Source organism: Streptomyces sp. NBC_00289 (assembly GCF_041435115.1).
Classification (GTDB): Bacteria; Actinomycetota; Actinomycetes; order Streptomycetales; family Streptomycetaceae; genus Streptomyces.
The window spans coordinates 5997727-6019394 of the sequence record NZ_CP108046.1 but is presented as its reverse complement, the minus strand read 5'-3'; the positions used below and the strand labels follow the sequence as shown (position 1 = coordinate 6019394).

At 70.8% G+C, this 21668-nt stretch carries 16 protein-coding genes, 1 tRNA gene, 1 pseudogene and 1 riboswitch; of the genes and pseudogenes, 2 read left to right on the top strand and 16 right to left on the bottom strand.

Going from position 1 to position 21668, the window contains the following annotated elements; all coding sequences use genetic code 11:
* Positions 1-125 precede the first annotated feature (125 nt).
* Both OG985_RS27290 and OG985_RS27285 read right to left on the bottom strand, forming a co-directional pair.
* On the bottom strand, positions 126-1301 hold the full coding sequence (locus OG985_RS27290) for a 4-hydroxybenzoate 3-monooxygenase (protein ID WP_371670976.1): 1176 nt from the start codon (positions 1299-1301) through the stop codon (positions 126-128).
* A gap of 272 nt (positions 1302-1573) precedes the next feature.
* Positions 1574-1657: transfer RNA gene (locus OG985_RS27285), tRNA-Leu, on the bottom strand.
* Between the two features lie 387 nt (positions 1658-2044).
* Between OG985_RS27285 and OG985_RS27280 the strand changes: the two genes are divergently transcribed.
* Together OG985_RS27280 and OG985_RS27275 are read left to right on the top strand one after the other, a co-directional pair.
* Positions 2045-2815 (top strand): ABC transporter ATP-binding protein, encoded by a 771-nt coding sequence (locus tag OG985_RS27280; protein WP_371670975.1) that lies wholly within the window; start codon positions 2045-2047, stop codon positions 2813-2815.
* A gap of 38 nt (positions 2816-2853) precedes the next feature.
* Positions 2854-5382: an ABC transporter permease gene (locus OG985_RS27275; RefSeq protein WP_371670974.1), complete on the top strand. Its 2529-nt coding sequence runs from the start codon at positions 2854-2856 to the stop codon at positions 5380-5382.
* A gap of 58 nt (positions 5383-5440) precedes the next feature.
* Here the strand turns inward: OG985_RS27275 and OG985_RS27270 are convergent, their stop codons facing one another.
* The 14 genes and pseudogenes from OG985_RS27270 to OG985_RS27205 all read right to left on the bottom strand — a co-directional run bounded on the left by OG985_RS27270 (position 5441) and on the right by OG985_RS27205 (position 21559).
* Entirely contained in the window at positions 5441-6739 is a 1299-nt protein-coding gene (locus OG985_RS27270) for a class I SAM-dependent methyltransferase (protein ID WP_371670973.1), read from the bottom strand.
* Between the two features lie 273 nt (positions 6740-7012).
* Positions 7013-8410: an NAD(P)/FAD-dependent oxidoreductase gene (locus OG985_RS27265; protein ID WP_371670972.1), complete on the bottom strand. Its 1398-nt coding sequence runs from the start codon at positions 8408-8410 to the stop codon at positions 7013-7015.
* Positions 8411-8914: 504 nt separating this feature from the next.
* Positions 8915-9817 carry an exopolyphosphatase gene (locus OG985_RS27260; protein ID WP_371674508.1) on the bottom strand — a complete coding sequence of 301 codons (903 nt, stop codon included), beginning with the start codon at positions 9815-9817 and terminating at the stop codon, positions 8915-8917.
* Positions 9818-10075: 258 nt separating this feature from the next.
* A pseudogene (locus tag OG985_RS27255) lies at positions 10076-10477 on the bottom strand (DUF501 domain-containing protein); the annotation flags it as partial.
* Positions 10478-10499: 22 nt separating this feature from the next.
* The gene (locus OG985_RS27250) at positions 10500-10976 is read right to left on the bottom strand and encodes a septum formation initiator family protein (protein ID WP_371670971.1); all 477 of its coding nucleotides are present in this window, start codon (positions 10974-10976) and stop codon (positions 10500-10502) included.
* 118 nt (positions 10977-11094) lie between these two features.
* Positions 11095-12381, bottom strand: coding sequence for a phosphopyruvate hydratase (eno, locus tag OG985_RS27245; RefSeq protein WP_371670970.1), 1287 nt, complete (start codon positions 12379-12381; stop codon positions 11095-11097).
* 340 nt (positions 12382-12721) lie between these two features.
* Positions 12722-13429, bottom strand: coding sequence for a transglycosylase family protein (locus tag OG985_RS27240; RefSeq protein WP_371670969.1), 708 nt, complete (start codon positions 13427-13429; stop codon positions 12722-12724).
* 3 nt (positions 13430-13432) lie between these two features.
* A riboswitch (cyclic di-AMP (ydaO/yuaA leader) is annotated at positions 13433-13599 on the bottom strand.
* A 197-nt stretch (positions 13600-13796) separates the two neighbouring features.
* Complete coding sequence (locus OG985_RS27235; protein WP_371670968.1) at positions 13797-14795, bottom strand: transglycosylase family protein; 999 nt, start codon at positions 14793-14795, stop codon at positions 13797-13799.
* Between the two features lie 168 nt (positions 14796-14963).
* On the bottom strand, positions 14964-16235 hold the full coding sequence (locus OG985_RS27230; RefSeq protein WP_371670967.1) for a cytochrome P450: 1272 nt from the start codon (positions 16233-16235) through the stop codon (positions 14964-14966).
* Positions 16232-17299, bottom strand: a complete 1068-nt coding sequence (locus OG985_RS27225; RefSeq protein ID WP_371670966.1) for a nucleoside triphosphate pyrophosphohydrolase — start codon at positions 17297-17299, stop codon at positions 16232-16234. Before OG985_RS27225 ends, OG985_RS27230 begins: the two co-directional genes overlap by 4 nt.
* 230 nt (positions 17300-17529) lie before the next feature.
* Positions 17530-18174 carry a SurA N-terminal domain-containing protein gene (locus OG985_RS27220; protein WP_371670965.1) on the bottom strand — a complete coding sequence of 215 codons (645 nt, stop codon included), beginning with the start codon at positions 18172-18174 and terminating at the stop codon, positions 17530-17532.
* A 233-nt stretch (positions 18175-18407) separates the two neighbouring features.
* On the bottom strand, positions 18408-19235 hold the full coding sequence (locus tag OG985_RS27215; RefSeq protein ID WP_371670964.1) for a glycoside hydrolase domain-containing protein: 828 nt from the start codon (positions 19233-19235) through the stop codon (positions 18408-18410).
* Positions 19236-19340: 105 nt separating this feature from the next.
* On the bottom strand, positions 19341-20855 hold the full coding sequence (locus tag OG985_RS27210; RefSeq protein WP_371674507.1) for a protein kinase: 1515 nt from the start codon (positions 20853-20855) through the stop codon (positions 19341-19343).
* Between the two features lie 17 nt (positions 20856-20872).
* The gene (locus OG985_RS27205; protein ID WP_371670963.1) at positions 20873-21559 is read right to left on the bottom strand and encodes a hypothetical protein; all 687 of its coding nucleotides are present in this window, start codon (positions 21557-21559) and stop codon (positions 20873-20875) included.
* Positions 21560-21668: the final 109 nt, after the last annotated feature.

Here is a 21668-nt window from a genome sequence, read left to right as displayed (position 1 = left end):
CGTCGTGCTGCGCAACACGCTACGCGGATCTCTGATTCCCCGGACCGGAGGGGCTCATTCATGACCAAGCTGCGACACGCCCGGAACCGGCCGGAGATCCCGCTTCGGGATCACCGGATCGAGCGTCACCCGAACGGGAACCCGGTGTACGCCTCCGCGAGGTCGGTCTCGGCGGCCCGGGAGGAGGTGAGCCGCTCGAGGCGGGCCAGCTGGAGGCGGTCCTCGAAGCCGGTGGCGTCGGGCGCCCGGTGCAGGAGGGTCGTCATGTCGTAGGAGAACCGCTCGGCCTGCCAGACGCGGCGCAGGCAGGTCGCCGAGTAGGCGTCGAGGAGTTCCGGGGAGCCGGTCTCCTTCTCGTACGTCAGCGCCCTGGCGAAGGTGACGACGTCGCCGACGGCGAGGTTGAGGCCCTTGGCCCCCGTGGGCGGCACGATGTGGGCGGCGTCGCCGGCCAGGAAGAGGCGGCCGTGCCGCATCGGCTCGTGGACGTAGGAGCGCATCGGCGTGACGGACTTCTGGGTGATCGGGCCGCGCCGCAGCCGCCAGCCGTCGGCGGTCTCGAAGCGCCGCTCCAGCTCCGCCCAGATGTCGTCGTCGCTCCACTCGTCGGCGTCCGTGCCCTCGGGCACCTGGAGGTAGAGGCGGGAGACCGACGGGGAGCGCATGGACAGCAGGGCGAAGCCGCGGTCGTGGCGGGCGTAGACCAGCTCGTCGTGGGAGGGCGGGACGTCGGCGAGGATGCCGAGCCAGCCGTAGGGGTAGGTCCGTTCGAAGACGCGGGCCGTGCCGGCGGGGACCGCTTCGCGGGAGACGCCCCAGAACCCGTCGCAGCCGACGACGTAGTCGCACGCGAGGACCTCCTCCCGGCCCTCGTGCCGGAACCGCACCCGGGGGCCGGTGCTCTCCGCGTCCTCCACGGCCAGCGCCTCCGCCTCGAACAGCAGCGGGCCGCCCTCCTTGAGGTGCAGGGCGATGAGGTCCTTGCAGACCTCGGTCTGGGCGTAGACCGTCACGGCCCGGCCGCCGGTGAGGGCGGGGAAGTCGACGCGGTGGCGCTGCCTGGCGAACCGCAGCTCGATGCCGTCGTGCCGGAGCCCCTCGCGGTCCAGGCGCCCCGCGGCACCGGCCGCGCGCAGCACGTCCACCGTGCCCTGCTCGAGGATTCCGGCCCGCTGGCGCTGCTCGACGTAGGCGCGGTCGCGGCTCTCCAGGACGACCGAGTCGATCCCGGCGTTGTGGAGCAGCCGGGCGAGCAGGAGGCCGGCGGGGCCGGCTCCGATGATGCCGACGGTGGTGCGCATCGGTCGTTCCCTTCGGTTGGCGTCGTTGCCGCGCCGTGTGCGGGGTCGGGTCATTCGCGGTGGCACCGGGTTCGCGATGTCGCGATGGTCCCACTGGCGGCCTGTCGGTGTACGGTTTTCCGATTCTGTTCGTCAGGTGAAATTCTCTTCACTTGATTCACCCTGTGAGTCTCCGACCGCCGACGCCCGCTGTCAACGGTCGCGTGGTGAAGTCCTCGATGGACGATGCAGGGAAAGGGGCCGCGCGTGCGGCCGGGGAAAGACGTCGGAGGTGCCCGGAGCCGGACTTGAACCGGCACGCCCGCGAAGGGGCAGCGAGGTTTAAGCTCGCCGTGTCTGCATTCCACCATCCGGGCAGGCCGTGGGCTCCGCGTCGAGGTTCCGAGCCTATCGGGGTGCAACCCCCGAACAGCGGCCGGGCAGAGCGATGTTGTCTTATTTTATTGACTTCTGAGGGTGCATCAGCCCGCGGAACTGGCCATCCGCACTTGCCAGTAGCGTTCCGTGCGGCGTCGGGCCGCGCATACGGAATGACGGAATTTCACCGTCCGAACAAGGACGCTCCACCCGTTCTCGACGTACCGCCTCTCAGGGCCGGCCGTCATCCCCAGGTATGACGCGAGGACACCTGGTCCGACCGCAGGCTGCCTTCGGAACCGGAACAGCGGCTGACTACACGCCTCCGATCGACGGCCACGATGGAACCTGTCCCCCTCACGTCGTCCCGACAGGAGCGTCTCCTCGTGACCACCTCTTCCATCGCCGGCCGGACCACCACCGTGGCCGCACGCGCCACGGATCTGTCGAAGATCTACGGACAGGGCGAGACCCAGGTGGTCGCCCTCGACCGGGTCTCCATCGACTTCCGGCAGGCCGAGTTCACCGCCATCATGGGCCCCTCCGGGTCCGGCAAGTCCACGCTGATGCACTGCGTGGCCGGTCTGGACACCTTCTCCTCCGGCTCGGTGCGCATCGGCGAGACCGAGCTGGGCTCCCTCAAGGACAAGCAGCTGACCAAGCTGCGCCGGGACAAGATCGGCTTCATCTTCCAGGCGTTCAACCTGCTGCCGACGCTGACGGCCCTGGAGAACATCACCCTCCCCATGGACATCGCGGGCCGCAAGGCCGACAAGGCGTGGCTGGAGAACGTGATCCGGATGATCGGGCTGGCCGACCGGCTGAGCCACCGGCCCGCCCAGCTGTCCGGCGGCCAGCAGCAGCGCGTGGCCGTCGCCCGCGCCCTGGCCTCCAGGCCCGACATCATCTTCGGCGACGAGCCCACCGGAAACCTCGACTCGCGCGCCGGCGCCGAGGTCCTGGGCTTCCTGCGCAACTCGGTACGGGAGTTGGGACAGACCGTGGTGATGGTGACCCACGACCCGGTGGCGGCGGCGTACGCGGACCGGGTGGTGTTCCTGGCGGACGGACGGATCGTCGACGAGGTGTACGGACCGACGGCCGACTCGGTGCTCGACCGCATGAAGCAGTTCGACGCCAAGGGCCGCACCAGCTGACGCTCCCTCACCTCCGCACGTCTGGACAGAGAAAACCCATGCTCCGTACCGCCTTGCGCAACGTACTCGCGCACAAGGCCCGGCTCCTGATGACCGTCCTCGCCGTGATGCTCGGCGTGGCGTTCGTGTCGGGGACCCTGGTCTTCACCAACACCATCTCCGACGCGTACCAGAAGAGCTCCGCCAAGGGCTTCGACCAGGTCGACGTCGCCGTCCAGGCCGAGAGCCAGGAGGACAAGGGCGACCGGATCGGCAAGACCCCCGAGCTGACGCGGGCGATGCTCGACAAGAGCGCCCAGGTTCCCGGCGCCGCGTCCGCCACCGGCGTCGTGACCGGCTTCACCGCCATCGCCGACAAGCACGGCAAGCTCATCGGCGGCGGCTTCCAGTCCCAGGGCGGGAACTACTGGGGCGCCAAGGACGCCCGGTACCCACTGGCCGAGGGCCACGCCCCGAGCGGCACCGGCGAGGTCCTCATCGACTCCGCGACCGCCAGGCGCGCCGGGTACGAGGTCGGCGACACCGTGCGCATCTCGGTCGACGGCCCGGTCCTCACCCCGAAGATCACCGGCATCTTCACCACCGACGACGGCAACGTCGCGGCCGGCGGCAGCCTCGCCCTCTTCGACACGGCGACCGCGCAGCGACTCTTCGGCAAGCCGGGCACCTACGACGAGATCGACGTGAAGGCGGCCGCGGGCACCAGCCAGACCGCGTTGAAATCGGAGCTGGACAAGGCCCTGCCCAAGGGCCTCACGGAGACCACCACCGGTCAGCAACTCGCGGACGACCAGGCCGAGTTGATCTCCTCCTCGATGGCCGGCCTGAAGCAGGGCCTGCTGGTCTTCGCGGGCATCGCGCTCTTCGTCGGTACGTTCATCATCGCCAACACCTTCACCATGCTGGTCGCCCAGCGCACCAGGGAACTGGCGCTGATGCGCGCGGTCGGCGCCTCACGCAGGCAGGTCACGCGGTCCGTGCTCCTCGAGGCGTTCGTGGTCGGTGCCGTCGCCGCGGTGGCCGGTCTGGTCGCGGGCATCGGCATCGGGGCCGGCCTGCGCTCGCTCATGGGGTCGCTCGGCGCGACGGTCCCGGACGGCCCGCTGGTGATCTCCCCCGGCACGGTCGTCGCGGCCTTCGCGGTCGGCATCCTCGTCACCATGCTGGCCGCCTGGCTGCCGGGCCGCCGGGCCGCGAAGATCCCGCCGGTGGCCGCGATGAGCAGTCTGCACGCCCCGGCCACCACCAAGTCGCTGGTGCTGCGCAACACGCTGGGCGCCCTGTTCAGCGGGGCGGGCGTCGCGGTCGTCCTCGCGGCCACGACGATGGAGGGCTCCGACGGCCAGGCGCCCATGGGCCTCGGCGCGGTGCTGCTGATCATCGGCGTCTTCATCCTGACCCCGCTGCTGTCCCGCCCGCTCATCGCGGCCGCGGCGCCGGTCCTGCGCGGTTTCGGCGTCGCGGGCAAGCTGGCCCGCCAGAACTCGGTCCGCAACCCACGCCGTACGGCCGCCACCGCGTCCGCGCTGATGATCGGCCTGACCCTGATCACCGGTATGACGGTGATGGCGGGCAGCCTGCAGAAGTCGATCGACAAGATGGCGTCGGCGGCGATCAGCGCCGACTACGTGGTGTCCATGGCGAACGGCAACGAGCTCTCCCCGGACGTGGAGAAGAAGCTGGGCCGCGTGGACGGCGTCACCGCCACCAGTCCGCTGCGCAACGCGGCCTCCCGCATCGACGGCACGACCGAGTACCTGACGGGCGTCAACGGCCGCGCGATCGGCGAACTCACCGACCTGAAGGTCGACGAGGGCTCCTTCACCGTCGGCGGCACCAAGGTGGTCGTGGACACCGACACCGCCGAGTCGCACCACTGGAAGGCCGGTTCGGACTTCACCGTCTCCTACGAGGACGGCCGCAGGCAGCGGCTGACGGTCGCCGGGGTCTACGAGGGCAACGAGATGATCGAGGGCATCATCCTCGACACCTCGGCGCTCTCCCCGCACCAGTCGGACCCGGCCGACATGCAGGTCATGGTGAAGACGTCCGACGGCGCCACGAGCGCGACGAAGGACCGTCTGGAGAAGGCCCTCGGCTCCAACCCGGCCGTCAAGGTCCAGGACAAGAAGGACCTCTCCAACGACATCGCGCAGATGTTCACCCTGATGCTGAACATGGTCTACGGACTGCTGGCGATGGCCGTGATCGTGGCGGTCCTCGGAGTCGTCAACACCCTGGCCATGTCGGTCTTCGAGCGCTCGCAGGAGATCGGCATGCTGCGCGCGATCGGCCTGGACCGCAAGGGCATCAAGCGGATGGTCCGCCTGGAGTCCCTGGTCATCTCCCTGTTCGGCGCGGTCCTTGGCATCGGTCTGGGAGTGTTCTTCGGCTGGGCGGCCGGGGAACTGCTCGGCGCGAAGATGGCGACGTACGAGCTCGTCCTGCCCTGGGCCAGGATCGCCGTCTTCCTCCTGCTGGCGGGGACGGTGGGCGTCCTGGCGGCGCTGTGGCCGGCCCGGCGGGCGGCCCGGCTGAACATGCTGTCGGCGATCAAGTCGGAGTAGCCGCACCCATGGCAGGGCCCCGTTCCGGTGTCCGGGAACGGGGCCCTGTCGTATGCGCTCAGATCCAGGTACGCGCCCGCAGTGGCATCCCGGAGGCGCCGGACTCCGGTGTCCGGACCGCCAGCACCTGGTTGACGCCGATCTGGTTGCGCTCGAAGGCGACCACGCAGGCGGCCATGTACAGCCGCCAGACCCGGGCCCGGCCGGGGCCGGTCAGCCGCACGGCCCGCGTCCAGCCCGCCTCCAGATTGGCGACCCAGCGGCGCAGGGTGAGCGCGTAGTGCTCGCGGATCGACTCGACGTCGCGCACCTCGAACCCGGCGCGCTCCAGCTGGTTGACGGTGGTGCCCAGCGGGGCCAGTTCACCGTCGGGGAACACGTAGGCGTCGATGAACTCGTCGAGGGCGTACGTCGACTCGTCGCGCCGCGGGCGACGGGCGATCTGGTGGTTGAGCAGCCGCCCGCCCGGTGCGAGGAGCCGGTGCAGCAGGTCCGCGTACTCCAGGTACCGCTCGGCGCCGACGTGCTCCGCCATGCCGATCGAGGAGATGGCGTCGAAGGGCCCGTCGACGACATCGCGGTAGTCCTGAACGCGGATCTCGACCCGGTCGGTCAGCCCCTCGTCGGCGACGCGCTTGCGGGCGTACGCGGCCTGCTCCTGGGAGAGCGTGATGCCGACCACCCGCACGCCGTGTTCCCGGGCCGCGTGGATGGCCAGGGAGCCCCAGCCGCAGCCGACGTCCAGCAGCCGCTGCCCGGACGTCAGGGCGAGCTTGCGGCAGACGAGTTCCAGCTTGTCGCGCTGGGCGTCCTCCAGGGTGCCGTCCGGTTCGGGGGCGGACCAGTAGGCGCAGGAGTACACCATGGACGAGCCGAGGACGACCTCGTAGAAGTCGTTCCCGACGTCGTAGTGGTGGCTGATGGCGCGTTTGTCGCTGCGTCTGCTGTGCAGGCCGCGGCGGGCCCTGCGCACCTCCTCGCGGGGCGGGGCGGGCGGCAGCGGGGGGCCGGCGAACCTGACGAGGCCGCGGACCGCGGACCGCACCTCGGGGTCGCGCAGCGCCTGGACCGGACTCCTGGTGTCCTCCTGGCGCTCCCACACCAGCCCGGACACCAGGGCGAGCGCGGTGAAGAGGTCTCCCTCGACCTCCAGGTCCCCGGCGACCCAGGCCCGTGCCAGGCCCAGCTCTCCCGGCTTCCACAGCATCCGGCGCACCGCACGCCGATTGCGCAGTACCAGTGCCGGTGCGTCCGGCGGCCCGGCCTCGGAACCGTCCCAGGCGCGGATGCGGAGTGGGAGCGGGGCTCCCAGCAACTGTTCGACGAGGCCCGTCAGCCGCAGCGCGGCGTCAGCCATGGCGTGCACCTCCGTGAGGAGTGATCCCTGAACGTCCGACACCACGTAAACACCTGTGAGGCCGGGTCGCAGTCCCCCACGCGCGTTTCGGCTGGGCAAACCCTTCGTCTCCCCTGCCTCCCGCCCGTCCGGCGCCGGGACGGAGGCGTCCGGGCCGGGGGAGGGTGGCCCGGGTCGGCGGCGCCCGGAGGGGCGTACGGCTCCACGAAACGCCGAAGGACCTCCCGCACCACGGATGGCGGGAGGTCCTTCGGACGGGTCGGTGACCGGAGGTCAGGAGGCCTTGGCCTGGCTGGCCTTCGGCTTCTCCTCGGCCTTGGCCGCCGCGGCGACCGGCGCCGGCTTCGCGGCCTCGTAGAACTCCTCGCGCGGGGACTCCAGCGCGCCGAGCGCCACGACCTCACGCTTGAGGAACATGCCGAGTGTCCAGTCGGCGAAGACGCGGATCTTGCGGTTCCAGGTCGGCATGGCCAGACCGTGGTAGCCACGGTGCATGTACCAGGCCAGGCGGCCGCGCAGCTTGATCTTCACCTTGCCCATGACGATCATCGCGACGCCCTTGTGGAGGCCCAGGCCCGCGACCGCGCCCTTGTTGGCGTGGCTGTAGTCCTTCTGCGGGAAGCCCCGCAGGCCGGAGATCACGTTGTCGCCGAGGACGCGCGCCTGCCGCAGCGCGTGCTGCGCGTTCGGCGGGCACCAGGCGTTCTCGTTGCCGGCCTTGCGGCCGACGAGGTCGGGCACCTGCGCGTTGTCGCCGGCGGCCCAGATGTAGTCGGTGCCCTGCACCTGGAGGGTGGGCGCGCAGTCGACGTGACCGCGGGGGCCGAGCGGCAGGCCGTAGCGGGCCAGCACCGGGTTCGGCTTGACGCCCGCCGTCCACACGATCGTGCTGGAGTCGACCTCGAGGCCGTTCTTCAGGACGACGTGACCGTCGACGCAGGAGTCCATGGAGGTGGAGAGGTAGATCTCGACCCCGCGGCTCTCCAGGTGCTCCTTGCCGTACTGGCCGAGCTTGGGGCCGACCTCGGGCAGGATCTTGTCGGCGGCGTCCACCAGGATGAAGCGCATGTCCTCGCGGGACACACTGGTGTAGTACTTGGCCGCGTCGCGGGCCAGGTCCTCGACCTCACCGATGGTCTCCGCACCGGCGAAGCCGCCGCCGACGAAGACGAAGGTGAGCGCCTTGCGGCGGATCTCCTCGTCGGTCGTGGAGTCGGCCTTGTCGAGCTGCTCGAGGACGTGGTTGCGCAGGCCGATGGCTTCCTCGATGCCCTTCATACCGATGCCCTGCTCGGCGAGGCCGGGGATCGGGAAGGTGCGGGAGACCGCGCCGAGGGCGACGACCAGGTAGTCGAAGGGCAGCTCGTACGCCTCGCCGACCAGCGGGGCGATCGTGGCGACCTTGCGGTCCTGATCGATGGTGGTGACCCGGCCGGTGAGAACCTCCGCCTTGGGCAGCACGCGTCGCAGCGGGACGACGACGTGGCGCGGGGAGATGTTGCCGGCGGCGGTTTCGGGGAGGAAGGGCTGGTAGGTCATGTACGACCGGGGGTCGACGACCGTGACGGTCGCCTCGCCGTAGCGCATCTTCTTGAGAATGCGCCGAGCTGCGTACAGGCCTACGTACCCACCGCCTACTACGAGGATCCTGGGACGCTCCGTGGTGCTCATGCCATCGAGTATCCACCCGCCTCAGGGGGGTGGCTCGTGCGCCCCTTCACAAGCATGCGCAGCGCCTGTGTTATCCTCCGCCACCCGGGTGATCCAGGTCATGGTGGCGCGGCCCGGTCGCGGGGCGGTTTGAGCCGTTGTCAATGCCGCGTGAGCTGCCGTTCCGTGCTCTCCAGGCCACCTCGATCCGACCTCGAGAGCCTCTCGTAAACCCCCGCCGGGAACCCGCCGAAACGCCCTGTCCGACCCGCGCACAGGCGGGTCGAACCCCCGAAAGGGTCAGCCCCGCCACTTTCCTTGCCCGGCTGGGCAGATTTCCTTGTGAAGAACTTCACGAACTTTCCCGGCGAGGTGCCGCCGAGGGGTCCGCACAGACCCCCCGGAGGCGCTCATACGCTATCCGACCTGCTCAGCCGAGGGCTACTGATCAGTAGCAAAGGAGACCCGGACCACCCGGCGCATGTGGCCCACGCCACCGGCCGACCCCGGCCCCCCGGCCGACTCCTAGGCCACCGACCACGCGATCCCGTCGAGGATGTCGTGCTCGCTCACCACGACCTCCTCCGCCCCGCTCCGCTCCATGATCGAGAGCAGTACGAGGGCTCCGGCGGCGATCACGTCGACGCGCCCCGGGTGCATGGAGGGCACCGCCGCGCGCTCGGCGTGCGTGGAGCGCAGCAGCCACTCGGTGATCTCGCGGACCTTGTCACGGGAGACACGGGAGTGGTGGATGGCGGCCGGGTCGTACGCGGGCAGGTCCTGCGCGATGGCCGACACGGTCGTGACCGATCCGGCCAGCCCGACCAGGGTCCTCGCCTCGCCCAGCGGCACCGACTCCTCGACCAGGTCGAGGGCCGCCTCGATGTCGGCGCGCATCGCCGCGATCTGCTCGGCGGTCGGCGGGTCGGTCACGGCCCCGTCCCGCAGGAGGTGCCGCTCGGTCATCCGGACACAGCCGACGTCCACCGAGCGCGCCGCACGCACCCGGTCGTCGCCCACGACGAACTCGGTCGAGCCGCCGCCGATGTCCACGACCAGGTAGGGCCTGGCGAGGTCCGCGCGTTCGGTCAGTTCCTTCGTGGCGCCGGTGAAGGAGAACTCGGCCTCCCGGTCGCCCGAGATGACCTCGGGCTCGACGCCGAGGATGTCCAGCACCCCGCGGACGAACTCGTCCCGGTTCGAGGCGTCCCGCGAGGCCGACGTCGCCACGAACCGCACCTTCCCCGCGCCCAGTCCGCGGATCACCTCCGCGTACTCCCGGCACGCCGTGAACGTCCGCTCCAGCGCCTCGGGGGCCAGCCGGCCGGTCCGGTCCACGTCCTGGCCGAGCCGCACGATCGTCATGCGCCGGTCGAGTTCGAGCAGTTCACCGGTGGCCGGGTTGACGTCGGCGACGAGCAGCCTGATGGAGTTCGTCCCGCAGTCGACGCCGGCGACCCGGCTGAAACCGGCGGGGACCGCAGGGGCTTCCGCGAAGGAGCCGCTGCGGGTCTCGGCGGGGTCGAGGACCGCGCCCTCCTCGTCCGGGTGCTCGTCGGCCGGGTCGGGGGCCGCGAGCGGCTGTACGCACGGACCCTTGAGCCACCACTCGGGCAGCATCGCGATCGCCTCGTCGCCCAGCGGGTTGACGCCCGGCCCCGCGGCCAGGGAGTGCCCCACCAGCACGTGCAGACACTTCACCCGGTCCGGCATGCCGCCCGCGCTCGGGAAGCCCTCCAGCACCTCGATGGCGTCCCGGCGCGCGAGGTAGTCCTCGTGCGCCGCGCGGTATGCGGCGGCGAGTTCCGGGTCGGTCCCGAGCCGCTCCGTCATCTCCTTCATGACGCCGTTCGCCTCAAGGGTGCCGATCGCCGAGGCGGCCCGCGGACACGTCAGGTAGTACGTCGTCGGGAAGGGCGTGCCGTCGGGCAGTCGCGGTGCCGTCTCCACCACGTCCGGCTGCCCGCACGGGCACCGGTGGGCGATGGCGCGCAGTCCACGCGGCGGACGTCCGAGCTGTTGCTTGAAGGCCTCGACGTCCGCATCGGTGGGTTCGGTGCGCGGGGTGGTCGGCGGGGGCGTTTCCATGCCTGTCTTTCTCTGGATCGGTTCACTGGTCGGAGGCGTCGGACTTGTCGACCCCGTCCCAGACGTTCGAGTACCAGGGGCGGTCGGCCGCCCCCTGGTCGGCGCGCGACTGCCTGGCCGCGTCGGGGTCGATGACGACGTAGCCCGTCTCCCCGGGCATCACGTAGTGCAGCCGCTTCCGGATCTGCTGCTCGGCGTACGCGTCGTCCTGCCAGCGCGCCTTGAGGTCACGCAGCTGCTCGACGCGCTGTCTGGCCCGCTCCTTCTGGCGCACCATGTCAGCCATCTCGGCGCGCTGGGAGACGTACTGCCTTATCGGGTAGGCGAGGGCCACGATCAGCGTGCACAGGACGAGGGCGAGCAGCGCGGCACGGCTGGTCAGCCGGGAGCGGCGGGCCTGGCGTCTGGTCTGGGAGCGGTAGACCCGGGCCGCGGTCTGCTCGCCGAGCAGCCGGATCCTGGTCGTGGTGGAGAAACGGTCCCGGTCCTTCACGGCCACTGGCTCTCCGCCTCCCCTTCGCACCTGTCAGCCCGTCATACGCGCGTACGTCCCCGGACACGGTACGGGACCGAGTACGGGGACGTACGTGCGACTGGCTGAGCCTGCCCAGGTGGGGTCAGCCGCGGAAGCGCGGGAAGGCGCTGCGACCGGCGTACACCGCGGCGTCGTCGAGGATCTCCTCGATGCGCAGCAGCTGGTTGTACTTGGCGACGCGGTCCGAGCGGGCCGGGGCGCCGGTCTTGATCTGACCGCAGTTCACGGCGACCGCGAGGTCGGCGATGGTGACGTCCTCGGTCTCGCCGGAGCGGTGGGACATCATGCACTTGAAGCCGTTGCGCTGGGCCATCTCGACGGCGTCCAGCGTCTCGGTGAGCGAGCCGATCTGGTTCACCTTGACGAGCAGGGCGTTCGCGGAGCCCTCCTCGATACCGCGGGCGAGCCGCTCGGGGTTGGTGACGAAGAGGTCGTCGCCGACGATCTGGACCTTGTCGCCCAGCTTGTCGGTGATGACCTTCCAGCCGGCCCAGTCGTCCTCGTACAGCGGGTCCTCGATGGAGACGAGCGGGTACGCGGAGACGAGCTCCTCGTAGTACTCGGTCATCTCGGCGGCCGAGCGGGACTTGCCCTCGAACTCGTACTTGCCGTCCTTGTAGAACTCGGACGCGGCGACGTCGAGGGCGAGCGCGATCTGCTCGCCGGGGATGTAACCGGCCTGCTTGATGGCCTCGAGGATGAGGTCGAGCGCGGCGCGGTTGGACTCCAGGTTCGGGGCGAAGCCGCCCTCGTCGCCCAGGCCGGTGGACAGGCCCTTGGTCTTCAGCACCTTCTTGAGGGTGTGGTAGACCTCGGCGCCCCAGCGCAGGGCCTCGGAGAAGGACTCCGCGCCGATCGGGGCGATCATGAACTCCTGGATGTCCACGTTGGAGTCGGCGTGCGAGCCGCCGTTCAGGATGTTCATCATCGGAACGGGCAGCAGGTGCGCGTTCGGGCCGCCCAGGTAGCGGAACAGCGGCAGGTCGCTGGCCTCGGAGGCGGCGTGGGCGACGGCGAGGGACACGCCGAGGATGGCGTTGGCGCCGAGGGAGCCCTTGTTGTCGGTGGCGTCCAGGTCGAACATGGCCTGGTCGATCAGGCGCTGCTCGGTGGCGTCGTAGCCGACGAGCTCCGGGCCGATCTGCTCGATGACGGCGAGGACGGCCTTCTCGACACCCTTGCCCTGGTAGCGGTTGGGGTCACCGTCGCGGAGCTCGATGGCCTCGAAGGCACCGGTGGAGGCGCCGGACGGGACGGCGGCACGACCCGTGCTGCCGTCGTCGAGGCCGACCTCGACCTCGACCGTGGGGTTGCCTCGGGAGTCCAGGATTTCCCGGGCTACGACGACGTCGATGGACGGCACGAGCATCTCCTTCTTCAGTGTGACGCGGGTACGGCCGGACCGTGGCCCGGCTGGTGCAGCGCCGCACGGGCTCTGCGGGACGAGCCTAACCGGCTCCGGCCCATCGGCCGGCCCGTCGGCCACGTCGTGGACAGAACCGAGAGTAAATTGTTTCCGAACGGAACAAAGAGGGGGCCCGTCCGGAGTGCGAAAAACAGCTCCGGACAGCACAAAGCCCCGCCCCGGTGCGTACGGGGGAAGACGCACCGGAGCGGGGAGCCCGTGGGGACGGGGGGTGACCCTCACGAGGCCTTCATCGTGAAGGACACGGATGTGAGGGCGCTGTGGTTCGGCTACGGGCCGGATGTCACTTCAGGTGAAGCTGCTGGCCCGGGTAGATGAAGTCGGCGTCGTCGACGATGTCCTTGTTCAGCTGGAACAGCTTCTGCCAGCCGCCCTTGACCTTGTGCTTCTCGGCGATCGAGCTGAGGGTGTCGCCCTTGACGACCTTGTACTCGCCGTCACCCTTCTTGACCTTCTTGCCGGTCGGGGTGCTGACCGTCTTCTTCGCGGCCGGGCGCTCCGCGGACCGGGAGGCCTGCTGCTCGCTGGTCGAGCGGGTGCTGTTCGAGGAGCTGCTGGAGCTGCCGGAGCTGCTCGAGCCGCTCGACGAGGAGCCGGAGCTGCTGCCACCGCTGTAGGCGGCGCTCGACAGGCCCTTGCCGCAGACCGGCCAGGCACCCTTGCCCTGGGAGGCGAGGACCTTCTCGGCGACGGCTATCTGCTGCGCCTTGGAGGCCTGGTTGGCGGTGGAGGCGTACTGCGTGCCGCCGTACGCGGCCCAGGTGGAGGCGGAGAACTGCAGGCCGCCGTAGTAGCCGTTGCCGGTGTTGATGGACCAGTTGCCGCCGGACTCGCACGCGGCGACGGTGTCCCACTCGGAGGCGGTGGCGGCGGAGGCGTTGCCGGCCGCCATGAGCGGGGCGGCGATGGCGACACCGGTGACGCCGGCGAGCGTGGCGACGCGGGTGGCCTTGGACGGGCGGCGGTGCTTGCCCTTGCCGGTAAACAGCATGGTTGATCCCCTCACCGACGCCTGCGAGGTGAGCTGTCGGGTTCGGGCCGGTTGAGTTGCCCGGCCACACCTCCCTGGGAGGCGTGGCTTAACCCCAAGCCGCTCCGGTCAACTACCCGGCGCGGCACTTACCTTGGGTCCCCCGCTCCTGCCTACGGCGCTTTACGCGACGACTGTTCCCGTACGGCCGCTGGCAGGATTCGGCGTTGCGGCAGCCGGGGCTCGTGTTGCCGAGCGGTCACGACCGTAGACATGCGATCCGGCGAATTTCAAAGACGATCAGGGCTTCTGAGAGTCATCCCACACTTTCACCAAAGCGGACATTCACCCACAAGTGCGGCGCGAACTCCCGTTGCTTTTGGCCCGGTTAGACACCGACTCGCAGGGTCTGACCGGGGGCGATGCTGCTGGGGTCGATGCCGATCGCGTCCTTGTTCGCGTCGTAGAGCGCGCGCCACCCGCCGTCGAGGCCAAGGGAGTCGGCGATGGACGCGAGCGTGTCCCCGAGGCGGACGGTGTACGAGTCGACGGGCGAGGCGTCACCCTCGCCGGCGACATGGCGGCCGGCCGAGGAGGTGGTGCCACTCGCGGCGTCCTCCGTGGCGCTGCCACCACGATGCCGTCCGGAACCGAGGGCTCCCGTGTCGACCAGGCTCGAAGTGCCCACACTCTGCTTGAGGTTGTCCGCTTCATCCTGCTTGGACACACGAGGAGACGAGCTGACGGAACTGTCCGAACCGTCCTTTTCCGTACCGGAATCGGCACTCTTGTCGCCGTTGGAGCCGGAGGCCGTATCGGACTTGGCCGACTTGTCCTTCTTGTCCTTGCCGGCGTCGGCGCTCGCCGACGTTCCGGACGGAGTGGGCGACGCCGAGGGCGACGAGGAGGACGAGGAGGATTCCGACGAGTCGGACAGGCCAGAGGACCCCGATGAGTCGGACGAGTCCGGCGAGCCGGTGCCCAGACCCGTGTCGATGTCGGCCGAATCCGAGTCCTTGCTGAGTCCGGCGAGCAGACCACACGTCGGCCAGGCGGTGATGCCCTGGTCGTCGAGCATCTTCTCGGCCACGGCTATCTGCTGGGAACGGCTGGCCTCGTCCGCGCTGGAGGCGTACTCGAGGCCGCCGTACTTCTCCCAGTTGTCCTGGGAGACCTGGAGGCCGCCGTAGTAGCCGTTGCCGGCGTTCTCGCTCCAGGAGCCGCCGCTCTCGCATTCCGCGACATGGTCCCAGGTGGTACCGGTGGCCGCGCTCGCCCCGGTGGCACCGAGGAGCGGGATCGCGATGGCGGAGCCGGTCACTCCGGCCGCCACGAGGAGAGCCGGAGCCTGACGGGGGCGACGGTGTCGACCGTTCCCGGAGAGCATGCGGAGACCTTTCGCAGGACAACAGTGGCCGCGCGACACATGAAGCTGGGGCATCGCGCTGATCCGTGAACGTATAGGCACACGATCACTTGTCACAAGTTAATGCCGCGTAGATCACGTGAACATCACAGACTTGAGGGCGTGTCACCTTTACGCAGGTGAGAGCAGTCATCGACGGGGTGTGAACTCCACCGGCAGCGTGCGCAGTCCGCGCATGATGAGACCACCCCGCCACCGCAAATCGGCTGATTCCACCGCCAGTTGCAGGTCGGGGATGCGCGTGAGGAGCGTGCCGATCGCGCTCTGGCCCTCCAGCCGGGCGAGCGGGGCGCCGAGACAGTAGTGGATGCCATGGCCGTACCCGACATGCGGGTTGTCCCGCCGCCCGAGGTCGAGGACATCGGGGTCGGCGAACCGTTCCGGATCCCGGTCGGCGGCCGCGAGAACGACGAGGACCGGGTCGCCCGCCGCGATGTCCTGCCCGCCGAGGGTGAGCGGCCGGGTGGCGAACCGCCAGGTGGCCAGCTCCACGGGGCCGTCGTAGCGCAGGAGTTCCTCGACGCCGGTCTCGAGCAGACCGGTGTCCTTCGCGGCCAGGGAGTCCTGCAGGCGGGCGCGCTGCTCGGGATGGGTGAGCAGCGCGTACACGCCGTTCCCGATGAGGTTGACGGTGGTCTCGAACCCGGCGAAGAGAAGGATGAAGGCCATGGCCGCCGCCTCGTTCTCGGTGAGGTGCTCGCCGTGGTCGGAGGCGCGGATGAGAGCGGAGATGAGGTCCTCTCCCGGCCCGGCTTCGGCGGGCAGCGCCGCGCGCTTGCGGTGGATGAGCTCGGCGAGATAGTTCCGCATCTTCTTCACCGACCGCGCGACCCCGCCCCGCGGACCACCGCCGTGCCGGATCATCATGCCCGCCCAGTCCCGGAAGTCGTCCTGGTCCTCCCGGGGGACGCCGAGCAGGTCGCAGATCGCGTAGATGGGGAGCGGGAAGGCGAACTCGTGGATGAGGTCCGCGGAGCCGCGCTCGGCGAACCCGTCGATGAGCTGGTCGGTGAGTTCCTGGACGCGGGGGGCGAACTCGGCGACCCGGCGGGGGGTGAATGCCTTGGAGACGAGCCGCCGGAGCCTGGTGTGGTCCGGCGGGTCGATGTTGAGCAGGTGGGTCATGAGCTCGGCCTTGCGCTCACCGGGGATACCGGTCTTGCCCTTCGCGTGCGCGGGCTCGTCGTGATGCGCCGGGTTCTTGCTGAGCCGCGGGTCGGCGAGGGCCTGCCTCGCGTCCGCGTACCGGGTGACCAGCCAGGCCTCCACACCGCTGGGCAGCCGCGTGCGGTGCACGGGCGCGTGCTCGCGCAGCCAGGCGTACGCCGGGTAGGGGTCGGCGGCGAACTCCCAGGTGAAGAGGTCGGGGGCGGGGGGCGGGGGGAGCGGCTGGTCGGTCACTCCCCGACGGTATCCGGCGCGGGCGCCGCCACGTCCACGCCCTCGGCGACCCGCACCGCGTCCCGGTAGGCCCGGGCCGCCGCCCGGAGCGCCGCCTCCGGGTCCACCCCCGCCGCCTCGGCACGCACCGCCAGCGCGAGCAGCTCGTACCCGGCACCGTCGCCCTTCGGCAGCGGCACCTCGAGACCCGCCGTACGCACCCGCGACGCCAGCTTCGCGGCGAGCGCCAGGCCGGGCTGGCCGAGCGGGATGCCCTCGGTCAGCGAAGTGCGCTGTTTTTCCGTCGCCTTGGTGCGCAGCCAGTGCTCCTTGACCTCCTCGGGGGTCGTGGCGGTCTCGTCACCGAAGACGTGCGGGTGACGGTGGATGAGCTTGGCGACGATGCCGCCGGCCACGTCGTCGATGGAGAAGGGGGCGGAACCGTCCTCCGGGTCGCCCTCCTCGGCGATACGGGCGTGGAAGACGACCTGGAGCAGGACGTCGCCCAGTTCCTCGCGCAGTTCGTCGCGGTCGCCCTCCTCGATGGCCTCGACGAGTTCGTACGCCTCCTCTATGCCGTACTTCGCCAGGCCCTGGTGGGTCTGCCGCGACGACCACGGGCACTCGACCCGGATGCGGTCCATGACCTGCACGAGGTCCAGCAGCCGGGCGCCCGGCAGGTCGTAGGAGGCGGGGAGCAGCTCCAGTTCCGGCATGGAGACCCGGCCTGAGCCGGCCAGACGGGCCAGGCCGTCCGTCAGGGCAGGCTCGCCCTCGCCGGTCGCGACCACGACGACCGTGCGCCCGCCGGCGCAGGCGGCCACCAGCTCCTCGGCGGTCGGTGACGCCTCGTCGACGGCTGTCCCGGCCTCCCGGAGATACGGCAGCTGCGGGTGTGCGCCGTCCGCGCACAGCACCCGGTCGGCCGCGCGCAACGCCTCCCAGGCCGGCCAGGACAGCAGGCCGGGCGCGACGCGGTGGCTGGTGGTGAGCAGGACGATGCGTCCGGTCGCGGGTCCGGGGTCGGTTCCGGGGACGGTTCCGGTCTCGCGGCCGGGGGCACCTTCGGGGCTGATTGCGTTCACTCTCCGAACGTAACCCACGCCACCGACAGCCCCACGGTCGCTCCGCAGGGCCGGCTGCCCCCGGCGGACCGGTCGGGGTCCCGGCGGACCGGTCGGGTCCCGGCGGACCGGTCGGGGTCCCGGGCGGACCAGTCGGATCCCGCCGGACCGGTCGGGGTCCCGGGCGGACCGGTCGGGTCCCGCCGGATCGCCGGCGGTCCCGTGCGGTCCCGTGCGGTCCCGCTGAACCGTTACGCCGTCTGTTCGGTGTCCGCCGCCGTGACCTCGCGCAGCCAGGGCGTCTTCGCGTCGACGCGGCTGCTCTTCTGGACGTCCCAGCTGCCGTAGCGCGGGTTGAGGTCGACGTTCAGTTCCTCGGACGCCTTGGACAGGGCCTTCCAGAACTCGGGCCGGCTGGTGTCGGTGCCGAGTGCGGCGGCGAGTTTCTGGGCCTCGAGCTGGAGGCGGAGGTTGTCGTCGAGGCGCTGCGGCGGGATGCCGTACTGCTGCAGCCAGGCCGTCTCCAGCGCCTTGGAGCCACCGGCCTGCTGCTCCAGCCCGCTGCGCATCTGCTGGATCTGCTTGCGGGTGACGGTCACGTCCGCCTCCTGCGCGGCGCGGTGCAGCACCCGGTCGAGGACCATCCCGTGCAGGGTGTCGCGGGTGAGCGTGCCGGTCTTGGCGATGGCCTGCTCGTACTGCGCCTGGTCCGGCACGGCCGCCCGCTGGGCCTCGCGCACCTCGTGCACCCGGTTCTCCAGCTGGGCGACGGTGATCCGCTGGCCTCCGACCACGGCCGCCGCCCCGGGATGCGCGTCGTTTCCGCACGCGGTCAGGACAGGGGCCGCGGCGACGAGCGCGGCGGAGAGGACGAGCGCGGTGCGACGGCGGTGCAAGGAAGCCTCCCGAGGAGATTGTGCGACGGTGCACAAAGTCTTGCGGTGATCGATGGTAGGCAGTGGCCAAGCTCTGGCCAACCCATTCGACCAACGATTCACCAGGACTTCGGGCACCGCCGCGCCCGCGCGGCCTCGGCCGGTCGCCGGTCGCCCATGGCGGCCGGCTGCCGGTGGTGGTCCGCCGTCGTCTGTCGGCGGTCCGCCGCCGTCCGCCGGTGCTCAGCCGGTGCTCAGCCGGTGATGGCCACCGGGCCGTCCCAGGCGTCGCGGTCCACGGTGATCGTGTAACCGCCGCGGGTCTCCTTGCTGTTGACCATGTACTGGTGGCCCCGGCTGTGGTTCGTCCACTGCGTCGCCTTGAACGGCCAGTCCGTCGTCGTGGTGTTCTTCTTGTCCCACAGCGCGTACCACATGTTGCCCGGCAGATCGGTCTGGTCGGTGGCGTTCGCGACGGCCTTCGCACTGGAGCTGGTGAAGCCGTAGTAGCCGCTGCGGTACGTCTTGGCGCGCAGGGCCTTGTCGAAGGCGCGGACGTAGGTCAGCACCGCGTCGTTGCACGCCTTGTTCGTGATGTCGTACGGCTCCATGTCGAGGTAGACCGGGCTGCCCGCCTTCATGCCGAGGGCGGACGCCTTGGCCACGGCGTCGGCCGCGTCGCTCGTGCCGAGGGAGGCGGCCGTGGCGGCGGTCAGCTTCTCGGGGCTGGAGCCGGTCTGGCAGGAGGGCTGCGCGCCGACGTAGATCGGGATGAGCTTCCAGCCGACCGCGCTGACCGACTTCACCCAGGACGCGGTGAGGTTGGCCTGGGTGCAGCCGCGGTTCTTGCCTCCGACGTAGACCGCGGCGGCACCGTAGAAGCCGGTGTTCCACGCCTTCATCGCGGCGAGGGACGGCGCGGTGCAGGCGTCGAAGGCGCGGCCGGTGAACGTGCGCTGCGCGGGCCAGGTCGTGGCGGCCATGGACGTCTGCGCGGCGATGCCGGCCCCGGCGACCACCGCCGCCCCGGCGACACCCCAGGTGAGGTATCTGCGCTTCTTCGACTGACGATGGCTGGACATGGTCGAACCCCACCCCTGGTGTGTCATGCGTGATGCGTGCGGAACCTGCGATGCGTGCGGTGCTTGCCGTGCACGCGGTACGTGGCGTGCGTGCGGTACGTAAATCTATCCGCGCACCTGCCCCAGCCACTGCAGGGTCCGGCGGATCTCCTGCGCGAGCGGGATTCCGGGGCCCTGCAGCCGCTCCACGTCGTGCAGCAGCCGGCCCAGCGTGTCGTGGGCGGCGGCGCGGTCGCCGAGGGCCAGGAGGAGATGGCCGATGCGGCGGCGGACGTCGTGCGAGAGCTCGGGGTCGCCGGCCACGTACTGGTTCTCGTAGTACGGCAGCAGCGCGCGGTACTCGGCGAGCGCCGCCGCCGGTTCGCCGAGCTGCTCCAGGCACTGGGCCGCCTCGTAGCGGAAGCGCAGGGACTGCGGGTCGGACCGACCGGCCTCGGCGGCGCGTTCGTCGGCGAGACGGCGCAGTTCGGGCAGCGCGCGCCGGTACTGGCCGTCGTCCATCAGCGTGGCCGCGTACTGCTTGCGCAGGGTGCGTACGACCGGTGAGTGCTCACCGTGCTGTTCGGCCGCGGTGGGCAGGATCGCGCCGAGGATGTCGACGGCCTGGGTGATCCGCCCCTCGCCGAGGAGACGCTTGACGTCGTCGACGGCGCGGGCGACATCCGGCTTCTCCGCGACCGGTGCGACGGACGTGACGGGGGCGGGCTGCGGCGCCGGCGTGAGCGCACGGTCCGGCCAGGGAGCGTGCGGGCGCAGGAACGGGCGGGTGGGATCGAGCGGCGCCCCGGTGGGCGTCCCGCGCGCGGGCAGCAGCAGCGCGAGGTGCTCGTACACCTCCTGTGCGGAGGCGGGGCGGTGCTGCGGGTCCTTGGCGAGCAGGCGCAGCACGAGCGCCTCGAGCGCCTCGGGCACCTCCGCACGGACACGGCGCACCGGCAGCGGCGGCTCGTACAGGTGCCGGTGCAGCACGCCGAGCGCCGTGGAACCCGCGAACGGCACGTCGCCGCTGAGGAGTTCGTGCAGCAGCACACCCAGCGCGTACAGGTCGGTGTACGGGCCGACCGCACCGCCCATCGCCTGCTCGGGGGCCATGTAGGCGGGCGAGCCGATGGGCGAACCGGTGTGCGTGAGGCGGGTGGTGTCCGTGTCCATGACGGAGGCGACACCGAGGTCGAGGACGGTGACCGTGCCGTCCTGCTTCACCATCACGTTGCGCGGCTTGAGGTCGCGGTGGACGATCGGCACGGCGTGCACGGCGCTCAGTACGGCGCACAGCTGCGCGGCCACGGCCACCGCCCACTGCCACGGGTACGGGTCGTGCTCGGCGAGATGGTCGGACAGGTCGGCGCCGTCGACGTACTGCATGACGAGGAACAACTCCTCGCCCTCGCTGCCCGCGTCGTGCACCGTGACCAGGCCGGGGTGGTCGACCTGTGCGGTCACCCGGCACTCGCGCACGAAGCGGCGGCGCAGTTCGTCGGCCTCCTGGCCGGCCACCTTGTCGGGGCGCAGCAGCTTCACCGCCACGCGCCGGTCGAGCCGTTGGTCGTACGCGGTCCAGACCTGGCCCATGCCGCCCTGTCCGATGAGCGTGGACAGTTCGTACCGGTCGGCCACCATCCGCCCTGTCGCCACGCTCACCTTCCGCCCTCGAACCGGCCGTCGGGCTGTGCGTCCGGCCGCCCGCCCGGCCGGCCGTCGGTCTGGCTGTCGTGCCGGCGGAGATAGTCGCTCAGCTCGTCGAGCTCGGCGCGCACCTGGTCGATGCGCGCGGGCGCCGGGCGCTGGGGCGGCGGCGGGGTGGTCAGGGGTGACTGGGGCTGCGGCACCGGCGTCCCGGGGACGGGGGTGTGGGGCATGGGAGGCGGCGCCTGCGGCACGCTCGCGGCCGGGTACGACGGCTGCGGCCCGGCCTGCGGCTGCGGGTAGCCGTAGGCCGGCCCCGCGGTCGGCGGACGCTGCGGGGCGTAGGCGGCGAACTGGAGCTGGTGGAAGTGGCGGATGTCCGAGGCGAGGAAGTACGCGATCGCGATCACCAGCGTGCCGAGGAGCAGCACCAGGCCCGTCCAGCCGCCCGGCGTGTGGATCTCGTCGCCGGACTCCGAACCGAGCAGATAGAGGCCGAGGCCCTCCAGCACGATCGACGCGCCGAAGATGACCCAGTCCACCGCCTTGCGGGTCACGATGGCCAGGCGCAGCATCATCGCCCAGGTCAGCAGGCCGAAGCTGCACACCGAGACCACCACGAAGACCACGCGCAGGAGAACCAGCACGCCCGTCGACGGGGGCTGCTTCGCCGGCTGCGTGTAGCCGTGGCCTTGCATGGCTGCTCCTGATGCCTGAAGTGGGCGTACGAGGGCGACCGGCACTGTTCCGCACCGGGCGGCAACGACGGTCGTGCGATTGTCGCTTCGAGCGTATAGGCCGACACGG